This is a genomic window from Sphingobacteriales bacterium (assembly GCA_016700115.1).
In the GTDB taxonomy this organism is placed as follows: Bacteria; Bacteroidota; Bacteroidia; order Chitinophagales; family UBA2359; genus UBA2359.
The window spans coordinates 1,796,716-1,819,345 of the sequence record CP064999.1; the positions used below are offsets into that span (position 1 = coordinate 1,796,716).

The 22,630-nt window shown below is 44.7% G+C and carries 10 protein-coding genes; 4 read left to right on the forward strand and 6 right to left on the reverse strand.

Annotated elements, in window-relative coordinates; genetic code table 11:
- Positions 1-105 precede the first annotated feature (105 nt).
- The 4 genes from IPM47_06450 (at position 106) to IPM47_06465 (ending at position 17,922) form a co-directional block, all read left to right on the forward strand.
- Positions 106-1,773 carry a hypothetical protein gene (locus IPM47_06450; GenBank protein ID QQS30569.1) on the forward strand — a complete coding sequence of 556 codons (1,668 nt, stop codon included), beginning with the start codon at positions 106-108 and terminating at the stop codon, positions 1,771-1,773.
- 396 nt (positions 1,774-2,169) lie between these two features.
- The gene (locus IPM47_06455) at positions 2,170-3,744 is read left to right on the forward strand and encodes a hypothetical protein (protein ID QQS30570.1); all 1,575 of its coding nucleotides are present in this window, start codon (positions 2,170-2,172) and stop codon (positions 3,742-3,744) included.
- Positions 3,745-4,007: 263 nt separating this feature from the next.
- Positions 4,008-16,622, forward strand: coding sequence for a right-handed parallel beta-helix repeat-containing protein (locus IPM47_06460; protein ID QQS30571.1), 12,615 nt, complete (start codon positions 4,008-4,010; stop codon positions 16,620-16,622).
- Positions 16,623-16,860: 238 nt separating this feature from the next.
- Positions 16,861-17,922 carry a hypothetical protein gene (locus IPM47_06465; GenBank protein QQS30572.1) on the forward strand — a complete coding sequence of 354 codons (1,062 nt, stop codon included), beginning with the start codon at positions 16,861-16,863 and terminating at the stop codon, positions 17,920-17,922.
- Positions 17,923-18,361: 439 nt separating this feature from the next.
- Here IPM47_06465 and IPM47_06470 read toward each other — a convergent pair whose 3' ends face one another.
- From IPM47_06470 to IPM47_06495, 6 genes are all read right to left on the reverse strand, one after another.
- Entirely contained in the window at positions 18,362-19,195 is an 834-nt protein-coding gene (locus tag IPM47_06470; protein QQS30573.1) for a CoA transferase, read from the reverse strand.
- 214 nt (positions 19,196-19,409) lie between these two features.
- Complete coding sequence (locus IPM47_06475; protein ID QQS30574.1) at positions 19,410-19,592, reverse strand: hypothetical protein; 183 nt, start codon at positions 19,590-19,592, stop codon at positions 19,410-19,412.
- Between the two features lie 118 nt (positions 19,593-19,710).
- Positions 19,711-20,013 carry a hypothetical protein gene (locus IPM47_06480; GenBank protein ID QQS30575.1) on the reverse strand — a complete coding sequence of 101 codons (303 nt, stop codon included), beginning with the start codon at positions 20,011-20,013 and terminating at the stop codon, positions 19,711-19,713.
- 178 nt (positions 20,014-20,191) lie between these two features.
- Positions 20,192-20,803: a CvpA family protein gene (locus IPM47_06485; GenBank protein QQS30576.1), complete on the reverse strand. Its 612-nt coding sequence runs from the start codon at positions 20,801-20,803 to the stop codon at positions 20,192-20,194.
- 48 nt (positions 20,804-20,851) lie between these two features.
- Positions 20,852-21,304 (reverse strand): GatB/YqeY domain-containing protein, encoded by a 453-nt coding sequence (locus tag IPM47_06490; protein ID QQS30577.1) that lies wholly within the window; start codon positions 21,302-21,304, stop codon positions 20,852-20,854.
- 189 nt (positions 21,305-21,493) lie between these two features.
- Complete coding sequence (locus tag IPM47_06495) at positions 21,494-22,624, reverse strand: glycosyltransferase family 4 protein (protein ID QQS30578.1); 1,131 nt, start codon at positions 22,622-22,624, stop codon at positions 21,494-21,496.
- Positions 22,625-22,630: the final 6 nt, after the last annotated feature.

Sequence of the window (22,630 nt, forward strand, 5' to 3'; positions counted from 1 at the left end):
GGGTTTGTTAAACGGTTTCGCACGCCATCTTGCTGTAATGTCAATATTAACCACTAATATTGCTCGCATAAAGCATTAGCCCTAATAAACAAACCCGAAACCACAATGAAAAAATGCACCTTCGCTTTGTTGATACTCCTCGCTTTTGACATCTTTGGAATAGCAACTGCCATGGCACAAATACCTGCGTTTCCCGAAGCACAGGGGTTTGGCGCATTACAGACCTCCGGCGGACGCGGTGGACAAGTAATCTATGTAACCAACCTGAATTGTTCGGGGGCGGGTTCGCTCAATGCGGCATTGTCTGTTCCCGGCCCTAAGTACATCCTTTTTAAAGTAAGCGGCATTATAGATTGTGCAGCAGAAATCTTGTATGGAGATTGCTACTTAGCAGGGCAAACCTCGCCCGGAGGCATCATTGTTCGGGGCATTGTGGCAGACGACTGGTACGAACCGGAAGGAAGCGCCCGAAACATCATTATCCGTCACCTGACCTCGCGCCCAAATACCGCAACCGTCAGACCCGGAACAGGTTGGATTTTGGACGATGCTTTGCGGTTGGATGCTGCCCACAGGGTGGTGATTGATCATTGCTCATTGGCTAATGCGACCGACGAGGCAGTACAGATTTCGCGCTCTTCCAACATTACCATCCAAAACAGTATGCTTGCCGAAACCCTTGGTGATCACTATCCCCTCGGCGGGATGCTGATGAATTATTCGGTCAGCAATCATCGGTTAGACAGCATTACCATTCATCACTGCCTTTGGAATCGCATAGGAGGACGAATGCCCGAAATGAGTTGTGAAATCAGTGCCGAAGCACCTGCCGACCAAGACTGCTTGCTGAACCCCCAACACACAGAACTCTCGAACAATGTGTTTTGGGATATGCCTATTCAAATATGGTACAACCCGGGCATGTCGCCGTCTAATCCCGATGCTCCGGATCATCAAGTGCGCATCAACTTTATCAATAACCATACTGTCGCCCGAAACAGTTACGGTGGCCCGATGTTTAACCACAACTTTTTATCCGTAGCCGGAAACCAACTATTCAGCAGCGGCAATACCTTCAACCTCTATCCCACCCTGTCGGATTATGGGTTGTTTTATTGTTGCAACGACTTTAATCTCTATCACCCCAATACCGATTTGGGCATTGCCACCTTGTTGCTCACTCGGATGAACTATCCCGGTATCAGCTATACGCCCACTTCTGAACTGCTCAACTACCTCGCTTGTAATGTGGGGGCATTCAACAATTTTAGTTCCGACCGCCGAAATCAGATGGACAGGCGATTGTTGCAACCACTCGTCAACGGCATCATCGCGACAAACTCAGTGAATGGCATTGACTATTACAACGATGCCTTTCTCCTCGATTTTACCTCACCACCCATCGCCCCGTTAGATACAGACAACGACGGAATGCCCGATGTATGGGAAACCGCAAACGGTCTCAACCTAAGTGTTCCCGACCACAACGGCACAAATCTGTCGGTTGCCCTTACGGGAATGGCGGGCTATACTAATTTGGAGTGCTACCTCAATCAATTGTCCAATGCCATATCGGGCACTGCTCCCGTAATCAGCGGCACAGCAACGGCTTGTATCAACGGATATTTTACCTACTCCACCCCACCCATTGCCGGCGCAACTTATCTATGGACGGTGAGCAGCGGGGTAATCATCAGCGGGCAAGGCACTCCGACTATACAGGTGCAATGGAGTGCATCGGGTACGGGGAATATCAGTGTAATGGTGTTGTAAGAAATCTTGATGGATAATTTGCAACAGTATCCTCATTTAGACCTTGGACAAATACGAAAAATTTTTCAAAATAAATGACTGAGGAGCTTATGGTTGATAGGTTGTTTTGTTGTGTTTAGAGTGAATCAGAAATGAATTATTTGTCTAGTCTTTGGAAGTCTCAGTCGAAAGGGTAAACATAGGCAAATTGAACGGGCAATCTTGCCCAATAATGTAAGGTTGTGCCAGTTTTGTTTGGTATTGGAGGTTAATTTCGCTTATTTTGCAAGACCTTTGCACAATACCCTATAAAAGGTGTAAGGGTTTATTCTGTTCAATTTTAGCTTGTTTCAGTTATAATTTTCACCAAAGTCTATTGGCTATAAAGAACGCTGCAACATTTAAACTATCTAAAGCATGGCGCAAAACACTGACTTGTTTGAACTCATCAAAAGCATGACCACCTCCGAAAAGGCATACTTTAAACGATACGGCTACAAACAACAAAGCGTCGAAAAAGACAGCAAAAGCAATCCGTACATGAAACTGTTTGATGCCATAGACAAACAGTCCTTATATGATGAAGATAAACTGCTCAGACAATTCGCTAAGGAAAAGTTTGTCAAAAACTTTTCGGCTACCAAAAACTACCTGTTTAATATGGTCTTGGATAGTGTTTTGGCTTGCAATGAGGGTAAAAACAACATAGACCAACTGTTGCAGCAATTGCGCGAAATTAACCTGCTCTACCAAAAAGGATTGCCGCAAATTTGCCTTAAAAAAATTGAGGCAGCCCAAAAAAAAGCAACCTATTTAGAGCTTTGGGATATTCAATATTTCCTTTTATACCTCCAATTTACCTGCATTCATGGACAATATGATACCGGAAATACAGATTTTGGCAATATAACAGAACAAGCCGAACAAAGCCATGCCCTTCTGCAACATACTTGGGAAGGTTTGGAACTGCTGAAAGTGGTGAAAGAAAAACTGCAAAACAAAATGAGTATGGGCGGTAGAAGCCAAGAACAAGCCGAAGCATGGGAAACATTAATGCAACATCCTATGCTACAAAATAAAGAAATGGCACTAACCACAAATACCAAACTCATTCACTACTATATAAATGTATTCTACAATATTTTTCATAATAATCAAGCACAACTCTTAATGATGGTTCAAGAAGCCGTCAATTTTTGTGAAACGCAACCATTTGTATTACAAGAGCGTACCGAAGATTATATTCTTTTTTTAGACTTTGAAATCAACATTTTAGGGCTATTGCACGATTGGAAAGCGTTAGCATTATCCATAGAAAAAATGAGCGGTGTGTTAGACAAAGAAGAAGGAAAATTGACCAAAGCGGAGGCAAACGCTTATAGGAACAACGTACTATACTTTAGACTAACCACTTATTACCGAACATGGAACCTCGAAAAATGCTTAAACATCATACCACAAGTGAAAGCAAGAACAGACATTGCTTTACCTAGACAAGCATCGGATTTATTTGTCATTGCTAAGGTTTATTTTATGTTGAGCATGTTTGACGAAGCACTTACCACAATTGATGAAGCCTTGAATATCAAAGAATCTAACCACTATGCCGATTACTACGTAGCGCTACGCATATTAAACCTGCTCGTTCATATAGAACTAGGTAACGAGCAACTGCTGGAATATGCCCTGCGCTCTACCTATCGGTTTTTGTACGACCGGCAGCGCTTGTTTGATGTAGAACGTTTGTTTTTGCACTTTTCAAAAAAAGTACTGAATGCCCCCAACCATAAACAAACCATTGAACTGTATCGCGAATTGCACGAAGCAATTACCATTACCGTAAAAGCCAACCCACAAGAGCAAGTTGCCTTGCGAATACTCAACCTACAATTTTGGCTAGAAAGTAAGATGAAAAATGTGCCTATGCGGGATTTGGTGAAGGTTTACAGAGAAAGATACGAGCAGGAACAACACCAAGCAACGTCCAATTAACCCGTTGCAGTTGTAATAAACCAACACTGCAAAACAACCTTTTTGTTTCAATCACCAGCTTTTTTCTACCCTTTCTCCTTTTCCTTTACGTCATTCTGGCAGTTAGAAAACTAAGAGCGCAAATCCTTTTAAATAAAGGGTTTGCGCTTCTTTATTTTCTCTGCTAACCTTTCAAAATGGAAGTTTTTTGGTTTGCTCACATTCTTGAGTAGCGATACTTTTGCCTAATCAATTCATTGGTTATATCGCTAAAATGTTCTATTATGAAAACCTATCCTCGTCTTTTTGTTCAAACTAATCATACAAAACAATCAATCACCGGATTGGTCAAAAACATTTGGTTACTATGTTTTTTGTGGGCTATCACAGGATTATTGAAGCCCGATGAAACAATTGGAAAGGTAGGCATTGTTGAGGAAGATACCTGTTTATTCTACATCTGCCTTACCGATGATGCCAACGACGGTTGGGATGGAGGGTACTTATTTGTTTGGGTAAATGATGATTTAGCGTTGTCTAATCTAACTTTGACTGAAGATACCGGCTTGGCTTGTTTCTCATTTATCCTTAACCCCGGCGATATAGTACATGTTGAATACATAGCAGGCTCCGATGGCGCAGAAAACGGTTATTTCATAACCCCGGTCATAGATTCAGACCCAATATTCCAAACTAACTTCGGCGAAGAGCCTCCCTATTGGGAAACAATTACTCAACTATGTGGTGAGGTAGAGGATGAAGGAAATTTCTGTCTATATTCCATTTGCCTCTACGATTTTACCAATGACGGTTGGGACGATGCCGCTATAAGTATTTTGTTAAACGATACTTATATCCTGGAAAATATTACCCGTTTACCGGGAACAGAAATGACCTGTTTCGATTTTTGGGTTCAAGCCGGAACCGAAGTGGTTGTAACCTATAGCCCGGGTGTCGCCAACTCCCAAGATAACTTCTACATCGTATTTGACGGATCAAACGGTTCGGGCAATGAATTGCACAATAGTTTAAATGATGGAAATATACCGCTTGATACCGTAGTATTACCAAATCCATGTATTGACGAAAACGGTCCCGATTGCAATTACTCAGGATTTGCATACATCAGTACCTTCCCTAATCCTGCCGAACTTAACTGCTCAATAACTAGTATCAATCTCACAGCAAGTGGTGGCATTAGTTACCTTTGGGATGATGATTCTAACAACCCGATAAGAGAGGTAAATACTCCCGGCGATTACTTCGTAACCGTTACCGATATCAACGGCTGTACCGCAGATGCAGGCATCACTATCTCCCTAAATAATACGTCACCTGACGCATCTATTACCACTTCCCCAAACACTACCGAACTCACATGCGACATAATCGAAATTGAACTAACTGCCGAGTGGGGTGGCATTATGTACGAGTGGAACAATGGCGTAGCTGACCCCTATATTATGGCATCTATTCCCGGTACATACGCCGTAACAGTTACCGGCAGCAACGGCTGTACTGCATCGCAAAGCATTGAAATTACAGATGGCTGTACCCTTTCTCAAAACTGTCCTTCTTATGTAACCTTATACGTTGATGCATCTGTTCCCACAAGTGGTAACGGACAAACTTGGGGCACAGCCTTTAAAACCCTTGTCGAAGCCCTCGAAATAGCTTGGCAATGCCCCAATGTGGACAGCATTTTGGTTGCATCCGGAGTATATAAACCTACCAAAAAGCCATACGAAATGCTGCCCAATAAAACCGGTTCAGAAATCAATACATCCGATGCCCGCGATGCTACCTTCCACATCAGAACCGGACTATCCGTTTTGGGTGGTTTCCCAAATGGTGGCGGACCCAGAGACCCTGCTATTTTTCCGACTTATCTTGCCCCCGATATAGATGGTGTTCCTGTTTACCACGCCGTATATTTAGATGCAAGTTCCTACTGGACACCTACCTTTGACGTAACCACTCTCAACGGCTTTGTGATTACCGGTGCCGAGGCACAAAGCCCCAATATCTATCCGATAAATGGCTTTGATCTACACCAAAACTACGGCGGCGGGGTGTATGTAAACGGTGGTAACGTATCTATCGGAAACAACCGCTTAAACTTTAACCAAGCCAATCGTGGTGCTGCTATATACCTGTATGATTGTAATGCAACTATATGCAACAATGATGTTACTGACAATGATGCAATACGGGGGGCAGGCATTTACACAACCGGCAGTTTGAACGGCATTGTAAACAATCAAATTCAGCGAAACGAAGCCAACCATTCCGGTGGAGGTATTTACAGCCACCAAAGTACTAATTCCTTAACCAACAACAAATTTACCCATAATAAGGCATTGGGCGTAGGCGGAGCTTATTTTACTACCGAAGGCATTACCATCGCTATTAACAATACTTTTGAGGTAAATGAAGCACTCAACAACGGCGGAGCAGCTTACCTAGAATCGGGCAATCACACATTTACCGCCAATTCCCTTCTCAGTAATTTATCCGATAATGGTGCAGCCATTTACTCAAATGCCGATATCTTGGATTGTATCAACAATGTTATTGCTAATAATAATGCCGCTATACAAGGCGGGGGGCTGTACCTTGTGAATGGTTTTGCAACTTTTGCGAATAATACCCTAATCGGCAATACCTCAGCACTTTTGGGAAGCGGTATTTACACCGAAGACGGCAACCATACCTTAAATAACAACATTTTTTGGAACAACCAAACTAATTCCAACCCCAACACACCCGGTGCAGATTACTTCAACAACTTTGCTTTCAATACCTTTAAACACAATTTGTTGCAACTTACCGTTACCGATTACAATCCTGCCGATTTGGGTGCAACCGCTACCGGCAATATCTTTGCCCAAAACCCCTTGTTTGAGGACATCAACAACGTAATCGGACTCGATGTCATTCACCGCACCAACGATGATGGATTGCGCCTGCAAACCGGCAGCCCTGCGTTAAATGCCGGCGATAACAGCCTTATTCCTGCCGGCATTACTACCGATATCATCGGGGCAAACCGCATTCGGCAATCCACAGTTGATTTGGGTGCTTATGAAACAAGTCCTCCTCCTTGCATCCTCATTTGTTCTAACGGAGGTACTGCCACCTATGACGAAAACGATAACTGCAGTTGCGAATGTCCGCCCGGTTACTCAGGAGCAAATTGCGAGAACTACAACCCCTGCTACAACCTTATTTGCCAAAACGGAGGCGTACCCACTGCCGATGGTAGCGGTAACTGTGGATGCGAATGCCCACCGGGTTACTCCAGCGCAAATTGTGAGAACTACAACCCCTGCTACAACCACCCCTGTCAAAACGGAGGCGTACCTACTGCCGATGGTAGCGGTAACTGTGGCTGTGTTTGTCCGCCCGGTTATTCCGGCGCAAATTGTGAGAACTACAACCCCTGTTACAACCACCCCTGCCAAAACGGAGGCGTACCTACTGCTGATGGTAGCGGCAACTGTGGCTGTGTTTGTCCGCCCGGTTATTCCGGTGCAAACTGCGAGAACTATAACCCCTGCTACAACCATCCCTGTCAAAATGGTGGTGTACCTACTGCTGATGGTAGCGGAAACTGTGGTTGTGTTTGCCCGCCCGGTTACTCCGGCGCAAACTGCGAGAACTACAACCCCTGCTACAACCATCCCTGTCAAAATGGTGGTGTGCCCTTGGCTGATGGTAGCGGAAACTGTGGTTGTGTTTGCCCGCCCGGTTACTCCGGCGCAAATTGCGAGAACTACAACCCCTGCTACAACCACCCCTGTCAAAATGGTGGTGTACCCTTGGCTGATGGAAGTGGCAACTGCGGCTGCACATGCCCGCCCGGTTTTGAGGGTGCAAACTGCGAAACCCCAATTCCCTGTTTCAGTCATACCTGTCAAAACGGAGGCATTCCCATTCCTGAAGGGGAAGAGTGTGGCTGCCAATGCCCCACTGGCTTTATTGGCGATAATTGTGAAATAGAAGTTTGTGTAGGGGTTACCTGCCAAAACGGGGGAATACCACTTGCAACAGGCGAAAACTGTGCTTGCCAATGTCCTCCCGGATTTACCGGCAATAATTGCGAAACGCCTATACCCTGTTATACACACAGTTGTCAAAACGGTGGACTAATTGTATCAAATCCCGATAGTACTTGCGGCTGTGAATGTCCGCCCGGGTATGAGGGCAATAACTGCGAAACCATATCGCCGTGTACGCCTGTGGTTATTTCAACATCGGGCAATACGAATATCTGTACCGATGGCGAATTTGTAACCTTAAACGCCGGTTCGGGTTATACCGCTTATCAGTGGAATGTAATGGGTGGTAATGCCACCGTCCAAAGTATTGTGGTCAATACAGCAGGGCTTTACACCGTTACCGTAACCGGCGGTAATGGCTGTACGGCACAAGGCAGTATCACTATCACTCAAAACTGCCCTCCTTTTGTATGCCCCGCCGGTACCACCTTGTATGTGGACCAAAGCGTAGGCACAAGTGGCAACGGTACAAGCTGGGCAACCGCCTATAAAACGTTTGACGAAGCCCTTTTTGCAGCCCACAATTGTCCCGGTATAACCACCATAAACGTTGCCCAAGGCACCTACAAACCCACCCGGAAACCCTATCAAAACGGGCAGGAAATGATGACCCCCGATGCCCGCGATATTACCTTCCACCTGCCTAACAACGTAGGCATTTACGGCGGTTTTCAAATGGGCGGTTCTGCCCGCGATGTGGCAAGTTACCCCACTATACTCAGCGGTGATATTCTCGGAAACGATGTGGTTACTGTAAATGGAAGTACCCTCATCAGCATGACCGGTAATACCGAAAATGCTTACCACATTCTCCTTTCCGTATCTGATACCACTACTACTGTATTAGACGGATTTACCACTTCCGGCGGCAATGCAAACGGCATAAGTCACATCACCGTAGAGGGTGAAATGGTTTCAAGAACCGGCGGCGGCGGCATCTACCTTATTCACTCATCGCCTCACATTAACGATTGTGCCTTTGAGAACAACAGTGCCAATGGCGGTGGTGCCATGCGCAATATAACTTCCAGCCCCTTAATAGAACTTTGCAAATTTAACCGAAACGAAGCAACCAACGGCGGTGCTATCATGAACGAGCATACCGCTGACCCTTCACTGCTGCACTGCGTATTTGTAGCCAATAAAGCAGTAAACCACGGCGGTGCTATGTTTAATTCCAGTTCCACTCCCAACATCAACAGTTGCACTTTCAACGGGAATGAAGCCGGTTATGTAGGCGGTGCAATCCGCAACGTATCTGCTTCGCCAAACTTTGTTTTCTGTTCTTTTTCATACAATAAAGCTAAAGAAGGCGGTGCATTTCAAAACCGGCAATCCTCGCCCATCATTAATAATACGCTCTTTTCAAGCAATGAAGCTACCGAAAAAGGCGGCGCTATTTGCAACGATGACTCTTCGCCCCAGTTAAACAACTGTACTTTTGGCAGCAACTCGGCTGGAGTAAGTGGAGGGGCTTTTTCGAATGACAATAACTCGTCACCTACTATAATGAACAGTAGTTTCTCAACTAATACTGCACAAAAGAATGGTGGAGCGATTAGCACAAATCAATCTACTTTAACACTTAATAGTTGTATTTTTTTGGAAAATGAATGTTTAAGCACAACCTCATACGGCGGTGCTTTACAAAGCTCTAACTCAGCCTTAATAATAAATAGCTGTACTTTTTCAGGCAATTCGGCTTATTATGGTGGCGGTAGCATCTTCTGCTTAAAGTCTTCACAGCAAATAAATAACAGCAAATTCATAAATAACGGTACGCTTGGCTCATGGACAGGTATTCAAACACCCAATATATCTTATGGAGGATCAATTCGAAATGATGTTACTAATGCTGAAATAAAAAACTGCATTTTTTCAGATAACTATACCACAACACTAGGAGGGGCAATTTGCCATACAAGTGAAAATTTAACCTTAAACAACTGTATTTTTAAGCAGAATTACACACCCAAACTTGGCGGTTCCTTATATCTTAATAGTGGTGTTTTTAAAAACATAATAGTCAATAATAGTGTGTTTTCCGATAACGAAGCTGATTTGGATGGTAGTGCTATTTTTGCTGAAGGTAATAGCAGCATATTTACCATAACCAATTGCACTTTTTCAGATAATAAAAGCAATAGTGGCGGGGCAGCTTTTAAAAATAATTACAGTAACGCTACGCTTAATAATTGCATATTTTGGAATAATGGTACTGAAATCGTGAGTGCTGGTACTTTTACCGCAAATGTTTCCAACTCCATAGTTCAAGGCGGTTATGCGGGTGCAATAGATGTAAACCCCATGTTTGTAAACTCCGCCAACCCCGCCGGGCCGGATGGCATCTGCCGCACTGCCGATGATGGTTTGCGCTTACAAGCAGGCAGCCCGGCCATTAACACAGGCGACAACGCTCATATTCCCACCGGCATAACCACTGATATTACCGGTGCTGCCCGCATACAAAACGGTATAGTGGATATGGGTGCTTATGAACACTATATTTGCCCGGGCGCAGTAGTTTTTGTGGATCAAAGCATAGGCACAAGCGGAGACGGCACAAGTTGGGCAACGGCTTTTGCTACCTTAGACGAAGCATTGTATGCTGCACACAACTGCCCCGAAATAAACACCATAAACGTAGCCCAAGGCACCTACAAACCCACCCGGAAACCCTACCAAAACGGTCTGGAAATTACCACTCCCAATGACCGCGATTTTACTTTCCACCTGCCCAATGACGTAGCCATTTACGGCGGTTTTCCCTCCGGCGGAGGCGTTCGCAATATTGTTGCTAACCCTACCATTCTCAGCGGCGACCTGAACGGCGATGATATAATTTCCGGTAGTGGCAGTACCCTAAGCATTACCGGCAATGCCGAAAATGTATTTCACGTGGTATTATCGGTTTCCGATTCTGATGCTACTCTTTTGAACGGATTTACCATTACCGGCGGGAATGCCAATGGCATATTTGCTGGCAGCATTACCGTGGAAGGTAAAGATATTTACCAACACGGCGGTGGTGCTATGCAGGCTTGCTCATCTTGGGTTATACTGCAAAACTGTACTCTTTCGGGCAACAGTGCTACCGATGGCGGCGCATTGTACAACAATTTCTATGCTTATCCTTCACTAAAAAACAGCACCCTATCGGGAAATGCTGCCACCAATCACGGCGGGGCAATTTTTAATTACTTCTCTTCTCCCGATTTGAGTCAGTGTAACCTTATGGGCAATATCTGCGGCAACAGCGGCGGTGCTATATTCAGCACAGAATTATCGGCACCGGTAATCATCAATTGCACCTTATCGGGCAACAGAGCGCAAAAGGGTGGGGCTATGTTTACCACATCTTCCTTTTTTGGCACGGTAGATATTCCTACAATAATAACCAATAGTGCTTTTATGCAAAACAATGCCCAATCTGAGGGTGGCGCATTGCATAACAACGCTTCCGTTTTACTCAAAATCAACAACAGTACCTTTGGCAACAACACTGCCGGTACCTACGGCGGTGCTATTTATAACAGTAATGCAGGCAATACTACAGTTGGCAATTGTACCATAACCGGTAATACTGCCACTACCAACGGAGGTGCTGTGTATAATACTTCAGGCTCACTTTCGATTTACAATAGTATCTTGTGGAACAACAACACCCAAATCAGCGGGACTCCGGCTACTGTTTCTCACTCAATTGTACAGGGTGGCTATGCAGGTGCTACCGATTCCAACCCCTTGTTTACCAACCCCGCTAACCTTGCCGGACCCGATGGCATACACCGCACTGCCGATGACGGAATAACCCTCCAATCTAGCAGCCCTGCCATTAATTCGGGCAATAATACCCTAATTTCGGCCGGTATTACTACAGATATTACCGGTGCTTCCCGCATACAGTATGGCACAGTAGATATGGGTGCTTATGAAACTGCCAATGTTTGCCCAGATTTAAGTGCGGTTGCCGGTATGGCCATCATTACCAACAGCACTTGTACGGACTGCGCTCTTTCGGGCGGAAACATTAGCGCACCTTCGGTTAATCCATGCCTGCCTGGTAGCACCTTACATTATTCTACAGATAACGGCACAACCTGGACAAGCACCCTGCCCGTTTACAACCAATCTACCCCCATCACCATTCTTACCCGATGCATTTGCGATGCCGACCCAAGTACCTATAGTTTTATGGGTAGTGTCACCACAATACCCGGCGTTTGTACGCCCGTTACTGCCGGCATTACAGGAAACACGCTTAGCTTTAGCGGACAAACTACACTTACCGCTACCGGTGGAATACAGTACTTATGGAACGGCGGAAATTCACCCAATAATGCCATAAACATCTTTACCACATCGGGCAACTACACCGTAACCGTAACCGGAAGCAACGGCTGCACCAATTCGGCAACTGTCAACATTACGGTAAATACTTGTATTGACACCCTTTATGTGGACCAAAGCATTGGTGCGAGCGGCGATGGATTGAGCTGGGCAACAGCCCTGAAAACCCTTGACGAAGCCTTGTATTTAGCACACAACTGCCCCGATGTTACCACCATAAACGTGGCACAAGGCATCTATAAACCTACCCGCAAACCCTATCTTAACGGACAAGAAACTACCACCCCCGATGCTCGCGATATTACCTTCCACCTGCCCAACGGTGTAGACATTTACGGCGGCTTCCCCAACGGAGGCGGTACCCGAAACACTGCTTTGAACCCCACTATACTCAGCGGCGACCTGCTCGGAAACGATTTGATAAGCGGCAGCGGGTTTAACCTTACTATTAACGGAAATGTAGAAAATGCCTATCACGTAGTTCTATCGGTAGAAGATGATGAGGCTACTCTGTTAGACGGCTTTACCATAACCGGCGGCAATGCCGATGGACCCTTATTGAGTGCTATTGCCGTTGAAACGAAAACCATATACCGGAACAGCGGCGGCGCACTATACTGTATGTGGTCAGAAATCAAAGTAAACGATTGTACTTTTACAGGCAACGCAGCGTATAACGGTGCCGGCCTCTATAACAACAAATCTAGCCTCATTTTGAGCAACAACACCTTTGTTCAAAACTTAGGTGATAACGAAGGTGGAGGGATTTTTAACCACATGTCCTCGCCCGAACTTAACAACCTTGTTTTTATAGGCAATTTGGCTATGAATGGCGGCGGTATGGTTAACAGCTTTTTCAGTGCGCCGATACTGGGTAACTGTACATTCTCGGGCAACTATGCTTCAAATAGCGGTGGAGCCATGTATAGTACTACCTCAACGCCAACCATTAACAATAGCATATTATGGGGCAACGGAACAGAAATTGCAGGCACAACCACTGTAGCCCACTCCATCGTGCAAGGCGGCTTTTCAGGTGCTGTCAATGTCAACCCGATGTTCGTGAACCCCAATAACCCCGCCGGCCTCGATGGCATACACAGCACCAACGATGACGGATTAAGACTACAAATAGGTAGTCCGGCGGTGAATAGCGGCAATAATGCCCTCGTTCTTGCAGGTACCCTTACCGATATTACCGGTGCTGTACGCATTTCAGACGGTATTGTGGATATGGGTGCTTATGAAGGCGCATTTTCGCCGGTGGTTTGTGGCGGAAACGTATTATACGTAGATGCCAATGTACCAACCGGTGGGAATGGTGCTTCATGGGTTTTGGCTTTCAACAACTTAAATGATGCCCTTTATGTAGCGTGGAACTGCCCTGATGTGGACAGTATTTTGGTGGCTGCCGGCACATACAAACCCAACAGAAAGCCTTACGAAATGCAACCCGATAAAACCGGAGTGCAAATTTCCACCGCAGATGCCCGAGATGTTACTTTCCACATCAGAACCGCCCTTACTGTTTTGGGTGGATACCCAAGCGGCGGCGGGGTTCGAAATGCACAAAACAATCTTACCCGTTTAGAACCCGATGTGGATGCGGGGGTAACTGCTTACCATGTGGTGTATATAGATGCTAACGCATATTGGACTCCGGCTAATTCAGTTACAACGCTAGATGGCTTTAATATAAGTGGTGCTATTGCCGATGGCAACGAAATACTTCCGTTAAATGGCTTTGACTTGCACCAAAACTTCGGAGGTGGAGTATATGTAAATGGAGGCAATGTGCATATAAGCAACAACCGTTTTAACTTTCATCAAGCCAACCGAGGCGCAGGCATTTATCTGCACGAAAGCAATGCCAATATTGACAACAACGAGATAACCGACAACGATGCAATTAGGGGTGCCGGTATTTACTCCACCGGCTGCACAAACAGCATTGTCAATAACAGCTTTTTGCGAAACGATGCCGGCAATTCGGGCGGGGGTATTTACAGTCAACAAAGCTCCAACTCTTTAAACGGCAATAGATTAGCCACTAACACCGCATTGGGCATAGGCGGTGCTTACTTTGCCACCGGAGGAACAACAGTAGCTGTTGACAACACCTTTGAGGTAAACGAAACACAAAACAACGGAGGTGCAATTTACCTGCAATCGGGTAATCATACATTTACCGCCAATACTATGGTTAACAATACCGCCAACTTTGGAGCAGCCGTCTATTCCAACGCCGATGTTTTGAATTGTATCAACAATGTTATTGCCAACAATATAGCCAATATGCAAGGCGGCGGGTTGTATCTTGTTAATGGAATATCAAGTTTGGTAAGTAATACCCTTTTCGACAATAAAGCCCAACAAGAAGGTGGAGGTGTGAATGCCCAAGCAGGTGAACACCAATTTGACAACAACATTTTTTGGAACAATCAAATAGGAAATAATCCCAACTTACCCGGTGCCGACTACCACAATAATAATACGGCTATCCTATTGTTTAACCATAGCCTGTTACAATTCAGCATCGGCGCATATAATCCTTTTGATTTTGGCATCGGTAATATTTTTGGGCAAAACCCGATGTTTGTTGATTTAGCCAATATTACAGGACCCGACAACACTCACCGGACTACCGATGATGGCTTGCGTTTACAAGCGGGCAGCCCCGCTATTGATGCCGGCAACGATGCCTACCTCCCTGCAGGCATGACCACCGATATAACCGGTAATCCCAGAGTGTCTATGGCTTCGGTTGATATGGGTGCATACGAAAAGGAAAATACAGTGGTATGCCTTGTATTTGCCGGCATACAAACCAATGCCAACAGCAACTGTACCGCTACAAGCATGGAGATTACCGCCACTGGTGGCGTTTCGTACCTGTGGGAAAACGGCTCAACCGTCAACCCACGCACAGTGAGTGCTTCGGGTAGCTATAGCGTAACCGTAACTAGCGCCAATGGCTGTACTGCTTCGGAAAACATTCAGGTTATTGTGAGTCAGTTGCCTCAGTTGGTGGTGAACATAAACGGTACTTCAAGTGCCTGTGTGGGCAGTAACATCAATTTGCAAGCAAGTGCTAATATGTCAGCAACTTATGAATGGTCGGGACCTAATGGCTTTTCATTTAACGGCCCATATTTTACCATCACTATTGCTACTGCGGCAATGTCGGGTATTTACACGGTTACGGCTACCAATGCAGACGGTTGTACCCAAACCGCAAGCCGGTTGGTCACGGTGAGTGCTACTACACCCACCCTTAGCGGAAATACCCAAATTTGCACCGGAAATACTATTTCATTAACAGCTTTTGGCGGAAACAGTTATGCCTGGAGTGGACCGGGCTTTAGTGCTGCGGGCAGCAGTATTGTACGCTATAATGCTACGGTTGCCATGTCGGGTACTTATACCGTCACGGTGAGCGGTGCAGCAAGTTGTACCGGCACGGCAAGTGTTCAGGTAACGGTTCACCCGCAACCATCGGCTACTTTAAGCGGTACTTCATCGGTTTGCTCGGGAGGAACGATGACCATAAATGCGCCGGCAGGCGGAATCAGTTACTTGTGGAGTGGCCCCAATGGTTTTACTTCTAACACCGGCAGCAGTAACAGCCTAACCCGAACACCGGCAAACACTGCAATGGCCGGTCTGTACAAAGTGACCGTCACCAATTCCGGCGGCTGCACGGCTACTGCAAGCAGGTCTGTCTCGGTCAATGCGCCTACTACGGCAAGCATTACCGGTGCTACCGGCGTTTGTGCCAACAATACGCTTGCTCTTACCTGCACCACATCGGGCGTTAATTATCAATGGAGCGGACCCGGCGGTTTTACCTTTACTGGTGCTGCTATGACCCGAAACCCTGCTGTGGCAGGTACTTATATAGTGACTGTTACCAATGCAGCAGGCTGCATCAGTACCGCAAGCAGAAATGTTACAATTAACCCCGCACCTGTTCCAAGCATCATGAACAATAGCAATTGCAACCGAATTTGGCTTATTGCCTCGGGCGGAAACAGCTATCAATGGAGCGGACCTAATAGTTACTCCTTTACCGGAACTACCGTAAACCGCAATCCGGCTACGTCTGCCATGTTTGGCACTTACACCGTAACAGTTACCGGAAGTGGTGGTTGTACGGCATCGGCAAGCATTACGGTAACTTGTAGCTCCGGCAAAACGATAGATGAAGAAGAAGCTGTTTTGATGTCAAATGCTACACTTTTTGCTTATCCAAATCCGGCAAAAGGAGCAACCACCATTACCTTCCAAACAAATATGGCAGAGGAGGTACGGTTATCTTTACATGATTTGAACGGACAAGAAGTTATACATATATTCAACGGAAAGGTAGATGCAGGCATTACACATCATGTTACCACCGATGTTAGTCACTTGCCTGCCGGCACCTATCTCGTGATGCTGCTCCGAAGTGCCGGAAGTAGTTTAACGCTGCGTTTAATCGTACAATAACGTGAGTAACCGTCTCTTGTCACCTAATATTCTTTACTATGCAATGATTGGGGCATTTAGCAATCAAAGAGCGCAAAGCCTTTAAAAAAATGAGTTTGCGATCTTTGATTTGCTCTGCTAACCTTTCAAATTGTGTGTTTTTTGGTTTGTGCCGGCTTTGTTTTTGGGGTAATTTTACACTATCAAATACCCCAATCATCATATAAAATCATTCACCAAAAAACAAACCCAATATTATATGAAACAGTTAACCTTCCTTGTTATGTTTGTACTAACACATCTTGCCAACGCACAAACACCGGAGTTAGTGCCCGACTATACCGGTAAAACCAATTACCTTGCCCCCAAAGGCTGGGCAATTGACGCACAACAAAACGGTGCTAATTATATTTGGATGGCTGTTCAAAACAATACGGCTCAGTCGCCGGTAATAGCATCTATTATCCTTCCTATCCAAAACGGACAACTCAACAACCTGCTCACAGCCACCCTTGCCGAAACATTTTCCGACCTCCAAGCATATTCATCCACTACAACCAATGACAACGATTTTCATGTTTTGTTATCGGGCATAAGAGCAGGTCAGGTAAACCAAATTGCCGCATTTATTGTACGCGACCCGGGTAAATTTTTGTTTATTAACTTCTTTGCTGCCACACCCACCTTGTTTGACCAATTGGGAAGAGGCGGATTATTGTACGATTGTATGCAGCAACAAAACCCCCACGATTATGGCTCTATGGCAAACAATAGTTTTTACAATGTCTATGACCCTCAATCCGATATGATAAACGGGCAATACAATATGCAGAGTTTTCAGTTGCAGGATTATATCCTTCAAAACTCAAAACCCGTTACTCAACAAGATTTGGTGGGGCAGTGGATGCAAGCCGTTTCTTACAGCACCGGAAACGACTATCAGGCGGTGGTTTCCGGCAATATTAAATATGGGGAAAACGGACATGCTCATCTGTTAGACCTTAATCATAATGGCACTTATAAACTGACTTATTACTACAAAAATGTGGCTTATGGCACCGAAAACACTTGCCAAATGGTGGAAAACGGCACATTCACCATACAAAATAACCAACTCATACTAAAACGCACCCGTTATTCAGGCGATTTTGTGGTATATGGCAAACGCACAGAGGAAGATAAATCCAATTTGCCCGGTCGCACGTTTGACATCGGGCTGCTGAGCGATAAAAAACATTTGGCTCTAAAAGGCCCCGAATTTGAATACAGCATTTCATCAGATTTTGGTACACTAAGGTTGGGTTTTACCAAGGTTAAATAAACTTCTGTATCATTAAAGTAACTTATTTGCCCGATTACACAGACAATATCTTCTGTTACTAAAAAATATGGCTATTGATTAGTCAATTACCCAGCGATTCTCGGTTTAGCAAAAATAATATACAATAAGCTACCTGTAAATATAGGCAATAAAGTCTTTAGTTTGCCTTCAAAATGGTTAAACAATGATAGACGAGTTAATAAGGTTAGTAAGAGCTGGTTTTGAGAGGATAAAAGATGTTCGCAGATTCAACCAGAGCTATTCTCTTAGCAACATGTTAGGGTTATCGTTTGCGATGTTCCACTTAAAAGACAGTTCGTTAAGTAGTTTTCGGGAGCAATTCAGTGTTCGGTCAGAGAACTTAAAAACGGTTTACGGGGTAGAAGTATTACCAGGCGATACTGCTTTACGTCAAGCCATTGATACGGTATCACCGGCGTTACTGCAAAACATGTTTAAACCGCTCATCGGCAGGTATTTTCGGTATTTTGAGAACGTGGCACAATGTGGTAAACTGCCTGTCGCTTCCAACTGCCAAAACAATGCTTTTTCCGTCTGCACAGGAAAACACTTCGCCATAAGGAGCGATGTTGGGGTGAAGCGTTCCCATGGGTTGGGGAATATGTCCGCACATCAGCCAGTTGGTGGCCTGATTGGCCAATGCAGAAACGGCGGCATCAAACAACGAAACCTGAACCAGACAACCCTTATTTGTTTGTTGGCGCTGCCATAGTGCTGCCAAAATACCCTGTTTGAGTTGGTGAGCTGCCAACACATCAATCAGGGCAACCGGCATTTTTAAGGGTCCGCTCTGCGGAGTTCCGTTCATAAACATAAAACCCGATTCTGCCTGAAGCACAACGTCAAAACCCACCCGGTCAGACATTGGACCAAAAGCAGTGAGTTGTCCATAAATGAGTTGAGGGTTTAGTTGTTGTAGTGTTCGATAATCCATTCCGAATTTTAAATCATCGCCCGATTTAAAGTTGGTAATCACCACATCGGCCTTTTTCAGGAGATCATACACTCTGTTGCGATCTTCAGGCATATTATAGTCAACAAATTGTATTTCTTTGTTCCAATTTACACTGCAATAATAGGCGGACAGGTTGTCGGTCGGCTCTTGAGGCAGTCTCCTGGTACGGGTAATATCACCTGTTCCGTTTTTGTTTTCGATTTTCACCACCTTTGCTCCCAATTCGGTAAAAAACTTACCGACAGCAGGTCCGGCTAATACCCCGGCTAATTCAATCACTGTTAATTTATCAAACATTGCGCTTAATTTGACGACAAGATACTTCCAAATTCCAACTAAAAGCCGGAACCGGACTGTATTAGGCGGGGAAATCGTCAGCGGGCAAGGCGTGACTTTAATGAAGGTACAATGAGATGACACCGGATATGACATTGTCATTGTTACGGTGTTGTAAACCTTCGAACCTCAACCTGTGGTCATGCTATTTTGATGAGAAGTGAAATTGGGGAATCTATATTCTCCCCTGTATTTTTGCCAAAATAAGAAATCCCATCAGCACGATGCCCCAGAAAAGCCAGGAAACGGTAATTAAAAACAAACCGGTGATATATTGCTGATGTATCTCCCCAGACTCATAAGCCTTGTAGAGTACTGCTAAAACGAAAACAGAAGCCAGTCCGAACCATTGTTTCAAATAATATGGGTTTTGACCGGATGCCCGCTTAACAAATGCGGAAAATATGTAAAAGCAGGACATTGCGGCCGTTCCGGCTAACAAGCAATAGTATAACAACTGCATGAAAAAATTCATATTATTGCCAGCGTAAAGGACCGCTGAAAAACAAAAAACCGATTAAAATAACGAAGATGGCAACCAACCAGGTCATCCCCAACATGGTGCAACCTTTTATATAACGCTCGCTGTTTTGAAGCAGGTGATAAGTAAAATAGAGACCGGTTCCAAAAATCAGACCGCTCAATGCCGAGATAATGGCTTCCGATGTTTTCCCATTAGGGGCGATCAAAATTTTTACGGAAGTGGTGAGCAAAAATAACATTGCAAGGCTACTGATGCCAAAAAGTAGAAAGAAGGTAGTTTTTGCTAAAAATTCCATTGCAATCAGTTGGCAGTTTAGAAGTTGTTGAATGTTTGTTTTTTTTTAGGCCAGGCGTGGAGGATAACCCCCTTTTCAGATTGTATAGTTATCCTGATGACAGACATTTAGGTCAGAAACTGACTGAAAAAAAAGACGGGCAACAAGTAGGTATAAAAGCAGAAGTTAGAAGGTAAAACTACTGCGAAGAATCATCCTGTTCCTGTTGGTCATTTTTGACGGTGGTAACCGTAGTGGTAGTGCTACACTCACCAATCGCTTTTTCGGCAGCCAATTTTGCGATTTGCTCAACGGATTGAAAAATTTTACTGGCCGAGGGTCCGACAAAATCTAATTTGCAGAACAGAATACCCGATATAGGTTGTACCGAAGCATATACTTTAGAATCGCTTTTTGCCTGATTGGAAAGGATATTGGCATAGTCGCTGAAACTAAGGGCGACACTGAATCCGATGGTGAGCAAAGCAGCCCAAATCAGGATGCCTATGGATTGGCTTAGGGTGCTGATATGGGTAGCTTTCAAAAACATGGTAAATCCTTGCCCGATTACAAAAAAGAATGCCAGGGCCAATAAAAACACAAAAGTAAAGGCGAGGATAGGGGTGAACACTTCGTTCATATTCAGAATACGCTCAAAAATACTTCCGGCAATATAGCTAAATCTGAGTGCAACTATTACGGCAAGGATAATTTGAATCATGGACCAAACAGCACCTACAAAGCCTTCTTTAACACCTTTGTAAATGCCGTAACCCAAAACAGCAAGGAAAGCAAGGTCTATGGGGTTCATAAATGGAAGTTTAAAAAATATAATTGAAGTTCAAAAGGTGCAGAGTGTTTAGTTTTGCAGCAATTCTTTTACCATAGCAGAAATTGCCCGTCCATCGGCTTTGCCGGCAAGTTGTTTGGTTGCTAATCCCATAACTTTACCCATGTCGGCAGGCGATTTAGCGCCAATCTGTTCGATGATGGTTTGAAGGGCAGCTTTTAATTCTTCTGCGCTGAGTTGTTTGGGCAGGTAGCGTTCTATAACAGCTATTTCTTCAGCTTCAATTTGAGCCAGATCGTCGCGGTTTTGTTGCTGATAGATGGTCAGTGAATCGCGGCGTTGTTTGACTAATTTATTTAGTACGGCCATTTCCGTTTCGGCGGTCATTTCGACAGGTGCCCCTTTTTCGGTTTTGGCCAATAAAATGGCGGCTTTAATACCTCTCAATCCGCGCAAGGTTGCCTGATCTTTGGCAAGCATGGCGGCTTTGATATCGTTGTTGATTTGTTGTTCTAAACTCATGTCAGGTTAATAAAAAATAGAAGATAGCGACAAAAAGTACGGTTTATGAATGATTCGGATTAATGAAGCTATCAGTACAGAATTGAGATTCAAATTTTGTTAACAAAGTTAGAAATAAATAACTCAATTAACAAATTTTTTGTTCCACAAAAAGCAGTTTTGTTTAAAAAAGTATATATTTAGATGCCTTTAAAACAATTTCTCCACGCAATTCCATAGATTTTCGGCAGATATATCCCAATCAAATTTGGTTTTTTGGAAACGTCCTTTTTCAATCATTTCACTTCGAAGCGGAACGTTGTAATATAGTTGGGCTAAGGCCAAATAAATACTTTCTACCGAAAAAGGGTTGACCAATAAGGCTGCGTTTCCCGCTACTTCGGGCATCGAAGAGGTGTTGCCGGTTATTACAGGAGTTTCTGCACAAAATGCTTCGACTATCGGGATGCCAAACCCTTCAAAAACAGAAGCATAGACCAAAGCTATAGCAGCCCCCATGATTTTTGAAAGTTCGTCTATCTGAAGATGTCCCAAAAAGATCACTGAGTCTTTATGTTGCATGGCTTCGTAGGTATCCAAAGCTTCCTTGCATTGCCATGCCTGACGGCCGGCTACTAAAAACTTAGCTCCGCAATTTCCTTGACTTTTTAGCCGGTCAAATGCGCTCAGTATTCTGGCGAGGTTTTTTCGGGGGTGAATGGCCCCAACAAACAGAAAATATTCTTTTCCTTGCGTATATTGTTCTTTTACCGCTTCTTTAGCCGGCTCGCTCAGGGGCCGGTAGATGCGGTTTACCCCATTGTAAACCACTTCAATTTTGGATGCCGGAAGCTGGTAGGTGTTGACTAAATCTTGTTTGGTATATTCTGAAACCGCAGCGATGCTGTCAGCACGCCGGGCATAGCGGGGTGAAAAATGCTGATAGAATTTCCGGGCAAACAGGGGTATCTGGTCGGGATAATGTTCAAAGGCAATATCGTGTATCACCATCGCTGTTTTTATCTCTGAACGAAGTGAACAATACCCGTCTGTGGACAGAAAGACATCGGCTTTTACCTGCTTTAATACCCTTGGAACAGCCCATTCAAACCACATATACCACAACAGGGGATGCCGTGCGGGTGGATAAACCACTATTGGCAGGACATTGTCCGAAAAAATAAATTCTTTGCTGTAGGGACGGTCAAACAAAAACACAAACCGGTGTTCAGGATGTTTTATGGCAATCCGCTGCAAAGTTTCACAAGTAAACCTCCCTATGCCTTCGAGGCGTTTGCTCAATAGGAAACGGGTATTGACGGCTATCGTTTTTGAGGACATGTATTT